This is a genomic window from Lachnospiraceae bacterium JLR.KK008, from assembly GCA_037015955.1.
GTDB lineage: Bacteria > Bacillota > Clostridia > Lachnospirales > Lachnospiraceae > VSOB01.
This window is the reverse complement of record CP143548.1, coordinates 2736556-2746982: the sequence shown is the minus strand read 5'-3', so window position 1 is coordinate 2746982 and position 10427 is coordinate 2736556. Positions and strand designations below refer to the sequence as shown.

The following is a 10427-nucleotide window of genomic DNA, read 5'->3' as shown; positions in this document are numbered from 1 at the left end:
GTATTCCGGAAATCCGGTTTGGGAAACCTGGGAACGATATATAAATTTGCAATCAGAAAAACTGCTATGATACCATACATCCGATCGGAAGGAGGAGTAACATGATCGTATTTAATATTCCCCCCTATACGGGCAGAGAACTACATTACATCAGTCAGGCGGTGGAAAAGCAGAAAATCTGCGGCGACGGGGAATTTACAGGAAAGTGTAATCGCTGGCTGGAAGAGAGGACAGGCACGGGAAAGTGTCTGCTGACGACGTCCTGTACTCATGCGACCGAGCTGGCGGCACTTCTGGCGCAGATCGGACCGGGCGACGAAGTGATCATGCCTTCCTACACCTTTGTGTCCACGGCCGATGCCTTCGTGCTGCGGGGGGCGACGCCGGTGTTTGTCGACATCCGGCCGGATACGATGAATATCGATGAGAAGTTGATTGAAGCTGCAGTCACGGAGAAGACGAAAGCAATCGTCCCAGTCCATTATGCAGGTGTGGCCTGTGAGATGGACACGATTATGGACATCGCGGACCGGCATCATCTGTTCGTGATTGAGGACGCGGCGCAGGGGATTCTCTCCACGTATAAAGGAAAGGCGCTCGGTACATTCGGAGATTTCGGGGCATTCAGCTTCCATGAGACAAAAAATTACAGCATGGGCGAAGGCGGCGCGCTTCTGATCCGGGATGAAAAATATGTGGAGGAAGCGGAAATACTGAGAGAGAAGGGGACGAACCGCAGTAAATTTTTCCGTGGGCAGATCGACAAATATACGTGGGTCAACTTTGGGTCGTCTTATCTCCCGAGCGATATGAACGCGGCCTATCTCTGGGCGCAGTTAGAGATGGCGGACGAGATCAACGATCACAGGCTTGCTCTCTGGAATCAGTATTATGAGCAGCTTTTGCCATTACAGGAAAAAGGATTGCTGGAGCTGCCGACGATCCCTGAGCATTGCGTGCATAACGCCCACATGTTTTATATCAAAGCAAAAGACTTGCAGGAGCGGACGGCTCTGCTGGCCTTTTTGAAAGAGAACGGCATCTTGTCGGTATTTCATTATATTCCGCTGCACACGGCGCCGGCGGGACTGAAATTCGGCAGGTTCCACGGAGATGATAACTATACGACGAAAGAGAGCGAACGGCTCTGCCGGCTGCCGATGTTTTATAAGCTGACATCCGAAGAAGTCGCTTATATTACGGGGAAAGTGAAGGAGTTCTATCGCGTATGAAATCTGCGGCAGGGCAGCAAAGGGACAGATGGAGAGACCGGGGACTGACGGCGCTTATTGTCATCGGTCTGGGGATCATTCTGGCAGTCTGCTTTGACTTTTATTATGATCTGAATGATGATATGGCCATGAAGGATATTTTGTCGGGCACTTATACCGGGAGTCCTGACGGTCATAATATTCAGTCGCTCTATCCGCTCGGCCTGTGTATCAGCCTTTGCTACCGGATTTTGCCGGCTGTCCCCTGGTATGGGCTCTTTCTGTGCGGCTGCCAGTTTTTTGCACTCTGGCTTGGCGTCAACAGCTTCTGCGGCCTGTGCAGGGACAGGAGACAAAAGGCTGTGGCAGCGCTTCTTCTCACAGCCGGGACAGGCGTCCTTTTTCTGTATGAATTTGTCTTTGTCCAGTATACGGTGACGGCAGGACTGCTCGTCTGTGCCGCTCTTGTGAGAGTTTATCGCGGACCGCGGGCCGGAAGCGCAGAGTTTACTGTGTATCATCTGGTCACTGCGGCAGTGGTCGGGCTGGCCTTTTACCTGCGCACGGAGATCGTGATGCTCCTGTGTCCGCTTCTCGGGCTGGCAGTGCTTTTCCGGGTGGCAGAAGATTGGGCGGCGATTCGCGGCGGCAATGACAGAAATATAAAGAAAGACGATATAAATGACACAAGTGTCAGAAATGAACGGATCGCTCTTGTGAAAAGCTGTGGCTTTTTGCTCGCAGTGATGGTAGTCATTCTGGCGGCGGGGCTGATTGCGGATCGTGCGGCCTATGGCAGTGAGGAGTGGCGCAGGTTTCGGCAGTTTTTTGATGACCGCACGGAACTCTATGATTTTTACGGGATTCCTTCTTATGAGAATAATCGGCAGTTTTATGACTCGATCGGTCTGTCCGAGGCGCAATATACACTGCTGGAAAATTATAATTTTGATCTGGACGATGACATCGATACGCAGATGATGCATGAGATCGCGGTCTATGCGTCGCAGCATCAGGAAAAAAGTATGGCGCGCAGGCTGTATGAGAGTGTCTATGCCTATGGCTACCGGTTTACACATGGAGAAGAACTGATCTTTGATCTGTTACTTGTGGTGACATATTTCTTTCTTGCGAGAGCGGCGCTGGCGGAGAAAAAGCCGCTGCTGCTGGGGAAGCTGGCTCTGGTGCTTGGGGTGCGGACAGCTCTCTGGCTGTTTTTGCTGTACCGGGGCCGGGCGCCGGAAAGAGTGACGCATCCGCTTTATCTGATGGAACTGATTTTGCTGGTCCTCTTGTTCGTATCCGATACGGATGTATTCAGGTGGAAAAAATTTCAAAAATCGGCTATACTGTCTATGTATGCAGTTTTATTTGTCTGTACGGCGTTTCTTCATATCGGATCGGTAAAACAGATCTATGAGGACAGACAGTCGGTCAATGTCCAGTGGCAGTTGTGGAAGCAATACTGCCGCGAGCGGCCGGAGCAGTTTTATTATCTTGACGTTTATTCCTCCGTAGCTTATTCGGAGAAGCTGTTTTCCGACATTTCGCCTGCCTACAGAAATTTTGATCTGCCGGGCGGCTGGTGTGTGAAGAGTCCGCTTTCGAAGCAAAAGCGTCAGGTGTCAGGCTTTGAGAGTGCGGCGGAGGGGCTGCTTGCAGGCAGGGCGTACTTTGCAGCGGACAATACGAGGGAAGAGAGAAGTCCGGACTTTCTCACCGCGTATTTTGCGGAAAAAGGCAGGGAGATTACGATACAGGAGACGGACAGGTGTGGGAACTTTTCGGTATATCTGATCCGATAAAACCGGAACAGCAAACAGATAAGGAAAAACAAACGTGGGACAGGAAATGATCACAGGAGAACATGTCATATTGCGGCCGATCACGGACAGAGACACAGACAATATTGTCCGCTGGCGCAACAGCGATCATGTGAGAAGAAACTTCATATATCAGACACTTTTCACACCGGAAAGCCACAGAGAATGGCTGCGCGATAAGGTGGGTACAGGCATTGTAGAACAGTTTATCATCCACAGTATTGACGCGGGTATCGATGTGGGCAGTGTCTATCTGCGGGATATTGATCAGACACACAGGCGTGCGGAGTTTGGGATCTTTATCGGTGAGGAAGCGCAGATGGGGCATGGGATCGGCTCGGAGAGCATCCGCCTGATTTCACGGTATGGATTTGAAAAGCTGCATCTGCATAAAATATTTCTGCGGGTACTTGCAGATAATGAGATTGCGAGGAAGTCCTATGAGAAAGCGGGGTTTATGCAGGAAGCGTATCTGAAAGACGAGGTATGTATCCGGGGGATCTATAAAGATCTCATATTGATGCGGATGATCAATCCGCAGGAGGGCTATCATGGATAGAGTCAGTTTTGTCATTCCCTGTTATCGCTCGGAGCTGACGCTGGAACGGGTCGTGGAGGAAATCTGCCGTACGATGGACGGACTGCGGCAGTATGGCTATGAGATCGTTCTTGTCAATGACTGCTCACCGGATCATACGTTGCAGGTGATTCATAAACTTTGTGAAAAACATAACAATATTACAGGCGTTTCCCTGGCCAGAAATTTCGGCCAGCACGCGGCGCTGATGGCCGGTTTCCGGCATGTGACCGGGGATATTGTCATCTGCCTCGACGATGACGGGCAGACGCCGGCGGAAGATGCCGGACGGTTTCTGGCTGAGATTGAAGCAGGGCGTGATGTCGTATATGCCCGGTATTCCAATAAACAGCACACGGCGTTCCGTAATTTTGGCAGCAAGGTCAATGAGATCATGACGCGCTTTATGCTCGGTAAGCCGAAAGAGCTTTACATCTCAAGTTATTTTGCCGCCAGACGGTTTGTGATCGACGAGGTAGTGCGCTATGAGAACTGTTATCCGTATGTGATCGGGCTTGTTCTGCGGACGACGAAAAACATCGGTAATGTGGAAGTTGCGCACAGGCAGAGGGAAGTCGGACATTCAGGATATACGATGAAAGCGCTGCTGGGACTGTGGTTTAACGGGTTTACGGCATTTTCGATCCAGCCTCTTCGTTTTGCGACGATGATCGGTGTGCTCTGCGCAGGCAGCGGGTTTTTATATGGTATTTATACGGTTGTCAAACGTCTGATTAATCCGGATGTACCGATCGGCTTCAGCTCTCTGATGTCGGCGCTTGTCTTTATCGGCGGCATGATCATGCTGATGCTGGGACTGATCGGTGAATATGTGGGCAGGATCTATATTAGTCTCAATAATTCTCCGCAGTATGTGATCCGGGAAGTGATCGGACAAAAGAGCGGACCAAAAGGACATGAGAATGGAATATAATCTGACGGGAAAGCAGAAAAAAGGGGTTCTGGCAGCTTTTGCAGTTCTCTTTTTCCTTGTGTATCTTTCCTTATGTTTTAACAACAATATATGGACGGACGAGGCGTTTACGATAGAGCTCCTGAAATCGGATGTTGCGGGCATTTTACACGGCACCGCGTCCGACGTGCATCCGCCGCTCTATTATCTGATTGCCAAATGTTTTACGGGCATGTTTGGCAGCAGCCTGCTCTCGCTGAAGCTGGTGTCGATCATCCCGATGCTGCTTTGTATGACATGGGGCGCAGGTGTTGTATGGAAGCAATTTGGCTTTCATGCGGCGCTTTTGTTCCAGCTTTTTCTGGGGGTCATACCCTGTACGATGGAATATGCGGTGCAGGTGAGAATGTACTCCTGGGCGATTTTCTTTGTCACGTTTATGAGTCTGTGGGCTTATGAGGCGTATACGGAGCGGAAATGGCGGCATTTTGCCGGTGTTGTCCTCACCTCCGCGGCGGCTGCATATACCCACTATTTTGCCTTCGTCTCCGCCATATGGATCTATGGTTTTCTCTTTCTCGCGCTCGCCTTCACAGACTGGAGGGAGCTGCGTAAATGGCTTGTCTCTGTGGCGGCGTCTGTCGTTATCTTTCTCCCCTGGCTGCCCTATATGGAGCTGCAGGTCAAAGGGGTATCGAGAAACTACTGGATTGAGGAGATCACAGGCGAAACGGTCCGGGAGTTTATTCCGTTTTTATTCGGCATGGATATACCGTGGTCTGCAGGCATCTGGTTTTGTCTGCTTCTGGCGGGTATCGTATTGTCCGCAGGAAGGATCGTGATACAGAGGGAGAGAAAAGAAGGGGCCTACTCCCTTCTTTTGCTGGCGGTTCCCATATTGACCGCAGTGACGGGCATCGTCATTTCCAATCTGATGAGGCCGGTCTTTATCGTGCGTTATCTGCTGCCGTGTATGGGGCTGGTGGCGCTGGCGCTGGCCGTTACTTTGGCCAGATATGCGGACAGAAAGGTGTTTCTGGCGCTGCTTTTGTTTCTACTCTGCACCGGGGCCGTAGATTATAAACGGTCTGTCTATCTGGAATATGAGTGGACGCATACGGCGCAGACGGAGGCGTTTCTGGCGGAGCATGTGAAAGAGAACGACATCATTGCCTATAATTATGAGAGTTATAAATTTATTTATGACTGTTACTGGGATGATTCGCAGAAAGTATTGTGGCAGGACATTGATCTTGGCCAGGCGGACTATGATACGATCTGGCTTTTGGATACAATCTACTGGCCGACGCCGACGGATGATTATCTGGCGCAATATGGCTGGCAGCGTACTTTTATGGGAAACTATGGGATCGAGCACAATGATTTCAAAATCTACGGAATCACGAGAATCGGGGCGGATGTCCCTGAATCGGAGGATTCCTGAAGGGGAAGGAAATCCGGAGAACGATGACAGAAAAAAGAAAACGACCGTTGACTCTTTATATGACGGCGCTTTGCGTGGCTGCCGCCTGGCTGCTCGTCTGGCCGGGTGGTATGTTCAAAGACGAATTCATCTCGAGAACTGCGGCTGATTACAGTATGAATACGGGTCCGATCGGAGAAGTGGCGGCCATACAGGAATTCATTCCGCAATATGACGAGATCAAATCCGTCGGTGTGGACATCGGCAAGTTAAACGGAGCGGCAAATGAAGGGACATTGTATCTGCATTTTTTTGATGAAAAGCTGCAGGAGTTCGCTGTGTTCTCGCAGGAGATTGCCTCGATGAAAGACGGAGAACTGACGGATATTCCGGTAGGGCTGAAGCTGAAGGCAGGCAGCCGGTATTATGTCTCGGTGCAATGCGAAGATTATGGCGAGACGCCTCCTGTTTTGCACTACCGTTCCCTTTCCGGGAATGGTCCGTCGGAAAATCTGCATTTTTATTACGGGCCGGAAGTCATCGAAGATGCCTCCGCCAATATCCGCTATATTTATAAAGTTCCATTAACTGTTTCACAAATCATGTTTTATGACAGTTTTATTCTTCTGATCGGAGTGCTGGCGGCGGACTTTATGAAAAAAAGAAGCGAGAACAGGGCAGCGGGCCCAGTGAAGGAAAAGAATGAATAATTGGCAGATAACAGAGAACAAAACGGAAAAGGGGATCAAACAGACAGGGCAGGCGCTTGCATGGCTGGCTGCGGCGCTGTTTTTTTACTATGCTGTGATCAGGGGAATCTTTGGCGGTACAGTCTGGGATAAAGGACTATATGCGGTGGCAGTCGCTTTGTTTGCCGGTCTGTTGACACTTTTTATCCGCCGGCTTCCGCTTGCGAGGATCGCAGAGTACAGCCGGAGCGTGGATTTCCGGATTGACGCCGTGCAGGTCTGCTGTTTTGCCTGCATCTGTCTGATGACGCTTTATTATTACAATTCCGGAAGTGAATACGGACATTCCGTGGCGACAAGGATCATGAATGCGGCCTTTGGTGTCGCGCTTTTGTGCATGTACCGGGCGGAGGAACTACAGATACGGTGGATTCAGTATCTCCAGGGAGCCGCGGGGATTCTCTGGATCGCGGGTGGCTTTTTACAGGACAGAGAAGAAAAAGAGCTGGTCATGTATGTGCTCAGCGGTATGGTCGTCTGGATCTATGTCAAATTGCTGGCCGTGCTGGCGGTAAGAGTCCGCAGGGGAGAGATCTGCAGGCGCGTTTCTCTCTATGGCTGGCTTGTTTTTCTCTTTTTTGCAGGGTTGATTGTTTTCCGCAATACGAGAACATGGCCGTTTTCGGTGGTGATCCCCTTTGGCAGCCTTTATCTCTATCGGTTTGATGCGGCATGGATGAACCGTTTCCTCAAAAACTTCTGTTACGGCTGTATCCTTGCATTCTGGCTGATGTTTGGCAGCGCGGCGTTATTTCGTCCTTATTACAGCTTTGAGTTTGTCAGGTACCCGGGGTGGTTTTCCTCTGTGGCGACGGCAGGTCTGTTCTGGATGCTTGTCTTTGCCTGTACAATCAGTTGTATTCTGGCCAAAGTCAGGGAGCGGGGCCGCCTGAATTTGAATGAAATTTATTTTGAGTGGATCACGCTTGGCGCCGACAGCAGTTACCTGTTCATGACGTTATCGCGGACGGCAGCTCTGGCGGTAGCCGTCGTCTCTCTGGTCGTCTTTATTCTGGCGGAAGTATTTTATTACCGGGACAGTCTGAAGGGAATGGCCGCAAAGATTCTGCTCGTCGTCAGTCCCATTGTGTTCCTCTTTCCGGTCGTGTATACGGTCACGAGATGTGTGCCGGCGATCACCGGCCGTCCGGTATGGATTACGCGGGCCGAATGGTTCAGTGACCGGATCGAAAAAGGGGAGGACATGGCTTCCACCAAATATATGAATATTGCCCAGCTTGGCGAGACATTTCTGGAGAAATGGATCGGGATCAACATCAATCTGACAGAGATCACCGGGGCAGTCAGTGGACCGGGCGACCGGACGGTTGGAGAGGACGGAGAAGTCATTGTCGGCGACAATGTTGTGGGCACGCAGGAACGGGACGGACAGATCTACACAATCAAAGATTATACGTTTCACAATCCGGATGAGGATGACATATCCAATGGCAGATTTGATCTGTTTCGTCTGTATTATGAACATTTGAATCTGACGGGACACGATTCCATGCTCGTGGAAGATGCGGATGAGAATATTACGCTGTATCATGCCCATAATTCTTATATGCAGACGGCGTACGATCATGGGATTCCCATGGGGATTTTGTTCGTGGCTGTGACAGGATTTGGTTTTATCAGCAGTATCTTCTATTATAAGAGACATTGCCGGGAAGTATGTTTCGCCATCTATCCCGTAGCTGTGATACTGGCTTTCCTGATTTCGGGAATGACAGAGTGGATCTTCCATCCGAGTATACCGATCGGATTTGCCTTTCTGATTGCACTGACACCTCTGATGGCGGGGGAAGAGAGACAGAAAAAAGGAACGAAATGAAGCGGGAAGCATAGAATAAAAAGGAGCACTATGAAAAAAGTAGAGCTGAACTATAAGTTGGTCACAAGAAGGGCGTTTCTCGTCGCCTATGATATTATCGCGGTGTGCTGTTGCAATTTTTTGTCGCTGCTTCTGAGATATGAGTTTCAGATGGATGATATTCCGGGGTATTTTGTCAATGCCGTCTGGGAGCATCTTCCCGTAAGTATTGCCATTACACTGGCGCTCTTCTATATTTTCCGGTTGTATCACAGTCTGTGGGCGTATGCGGGAGTGAGCGAGATGCAAAATATCGTCGTGGCCTGCTTTACCAGTGCGGCGCTGCAGGGAGTGACACTGCTTCTTTTCGACCGCGATGTGCCCAAAAGTTACTATTTTTTCAATGCCTTTTTGCTCGTGGCGGTTACGATGATGAGCCGGTTTGCGTATCGCTTCGCAAGGGAGAAGAGACGCAGGCGGCATAATAAAAAGAATGGAATTGCCGTGATGATTGTCGGCGCCGGTGATGCGGGCAATACGATCATCAAGGAGATCAATTCCAGTTATTTCAGTACAATGCGTATTCAGGCAATTATTGATGATGATCCGCACAAACAGGGCAGATTCATCCAGGGAATCAAGGTCGTGGGCGGTAGGGATAAGATCGTGGAGAGTGCGGCTCTGTACGGCATTGATGAGATCATTATTGCGATTCCTTCGGCGGGGCGCAGGACGATCAAGGAAATCGTAGAGATCGCTGGACAGACGAACTGTAAGCTGCGGACACTGCCGGGGATGTATCAGCTTGTCAATGGGGAAGTGGATGTGAGCAAGCTCCGGGATGTCGATGTGGAGGACCTGCTCGGCAGAGATCCGATCAAGGTTGACCTGGACTCTATTTTAGGGTATGTGAAAGATCAGACAGTGCTCGTCACAGGCGGCGGCGGCTCCATCGGCAGCGAGCTGTGCCGGCAGATCGCTTCCCATAAGCCGAAAAAGCTGATTGTCGTCGATATTTACGAAAACAATGCCTATGATATTCAGCAGGAATTAAAGATCAAATATCCACTGCTCGATATGCTCGTACTGATTGCGTCCGTGAGAAATACAAAGCGGATGAACAGAATCTTTGAGGACTACCACCCGGACATCGTCTACCACGCGGCGGCCCACAAACATGTGCCGCTGATGGAAGTGAGCCCGGATGAGGCGATCAAAAACAATGTATTTGGCACCTGGAAGACTGCGCAGGCGGCGGCCATGAACGGGGTGAAGAAATTCGTAATGATTTCCACGGATAAGGCGGTCAATCCCACGAATGTGATGGGCGCCTCCAAACGTATCTGTGAGATGATCATTCAGACGTTTAACAAATATTATGATACGGAATTTGTGGCGGTCCGGTTTGGCAATGTGCTCGGGAGCAATGGCAGCGTCATCCCGCTGTTTCGCAAGCAGATTGAGGCAGGGGGGCCGGTAACGGTGACGCATCCCGATATTATCCGCTATTTTATGACGATACCGGAGGCGGTATCACTCGTATTGCAGGCGGGCGCTTATGCCAAAGGCGGGGAGATCTTTATCCTTGACATGGGGGAACCGGTGAAAATACTCGATCTGGCGAAAAATCTGATCCGGCTTTCAGGTTACAAAGTGGATGATGACATCCGCATAGAATTTACCGGACTGCGGCCGGGAGAGAAGCTGTATGAGGAATTGCTGATGAATGAGGAAGGCATGAAAGAGACGGACAATAAGCTGATCCATATCGGAAAGCCGATCGAATTTGACGAGAGAAAATTTTTCGTACAGCTGCATGAACTGAAAACAGCAGTGGAAGAAGAAAAAACGGATATTCGGGATATGATCAGAGAGATCGTACCGACTTATACGCCAAAGTTATAGGGGATACGGA

At 50.2% G+C, this 10427-nt stretch carries 8 protein-coding genes; all 8 read left to right on the top strand.

Going from position 1 to position 10427, the window contains the following annotated elements:
- Positions 1 to 101: 101 nt before the first annotated feature.
- From rffA to V1224_13525, 8 genes are read left to right on the top strand one after another with little or no spacing between them, the layout of a single operon-like run.
- Complete coding sequence (gene rffA, locus V1224_13560) at positions 102 to 1232, top strand: dTDP-4-amino-4,6-dideoxygalactose transaminase (protein WWR15487.1); 1131 nt, start codon at positions 102 to 104, stop codon at positions 1230 to 1232.
- Positions 1229 to 3016 carry a hypothetical protein gene (locus V1224_13555; protein WWR15486.1) on the top strand — a complete coding sequence of 596 codons (1788 nt, stop codon included), beginning with the start codon at positions 1229 to 1231 and terminating at the stop codon, positions 3014 to 3016. The genes rffA and V1224_13555 overlap by 4 nt, the downstream gene beginning before the upstream one ends.
- A 34-nt stretch (positions 3017 to 3050) precedes the next feature.
- Complete coding sequence (locus tag V1224_13550) at positions 3051 to 3593, top strand: GNAT family protein (GenBank protein WWR15485.1); 543 nt, start codon at positions 3051 to 3053, stop codon at positions 3591 to 3593.
- Complete coding sequence (locus tag V1224_13545; GenBank protein ID WWR15484.1) at positions 3586 to 4545, top strand: glycosyltransferase family 2 protein; 960 nt, start codon at positions 3586 to 3588, stop codon at positions 4543 to 4545. Before V1224_13550 ends, V1224_13545 begins: the two co-directional genes overlap by 8 nt.
- Positions 4529 to 5968, top strand: coding sequence for a glycosyltransferase family 39 protein (locus V1224_13540; GenBank protein WWR15483.1), 1440 nt, complete (start codon positions 4529 to 4531; stop codon positions 5966 to 5968). The genes V1224_13545 and V1224_13540 overlap by 17 nt, the downstream gene beginning before the upstream one ends.
- Positions 5969 to 5991: 23 nt before the next feature.
- Positions 5992 to 6657 (top strand): hypothetical protein, encoded by a 666-nt coding sequence (locus tag V1224_13535; GenBank protein ID WWR15482.1) that lies wholly within the window; start codon positions 5992 to 5994, stop codon positions 6655 to 6657.
- The gene (locus tag V1224_13530; protein WWR15481.1) at positions 6650 to 8533 is read left to right on the top strand and encodes a hypothetical protein; all 1884 of its coding nucleotides are present in this window, start codon (positions 6650 to 6652) and stop codon (positions 8531 to 8533) included. Before V1224_13535 ends, V1224_13530 begins: the two co-directional genes overlap by 8 nt.
- Before the next feature lie 30 nt (positions 8534 to 8563).
- Positions 8564 to 10417, top strand: a complete 1854-nt coding sequence (locus V1224_13525; protein WWR15480.1) for a nucleoside-diphosphate sugar epimerase/dehydratase — start codon at positions 8564 to 8566, stop codon at positions 10415 to 10417.
- Positions 10418 to 10427: the final 10 nt, after the last annotated feature.

Coding starts and splice junctions, on each gene's coding strand:
- rffA (WWR15487.1), top strand. CDS start 102: ATGATCGTATTTAATATTCCCCCCTATACGGGCAGAGAACTACATTAC.
- V1224_13555 (WWR15486.1), top strand. CDS start 1,229: ATGAAATCTGCGGCAGGGCAGCAAAGGGACAGATGGAGAGACCGGGGA.
- V1224_13545 (WWR15484.1), top strand. CDS start 3,586: ATGGATAGAGTCAGTTTTGTCATTCCCTGTTATCGCTCGGAGCTGACG.
- V1224_13540 (WWR15483.1), top strand. CDS start 4,529: ATGAGAATGGAATATAATCTGACGGGAAAGCAGAAAAAAGGGGTTCTG.
- V1224_13535 (WWR15482.1), top strand. CDS start 5,992: ATGACAGAAAAAAGAAAACGACCGTTGACTCTTTATATGACGGCGCTT.
- V1224_13530 (WWR15481.1), top strand. CDS start 6,650: ATGAATAATTGGCAGATAACAGAGAACAAAACGGAAAAGGGGATCAAA.
- V1224_13525 (WWR15480.1), top strand. CDS start 8,564: ATGAAAAAAGTAGAGCTGAACTATAAGTTGGTCACAAGAAGGGCGTTT.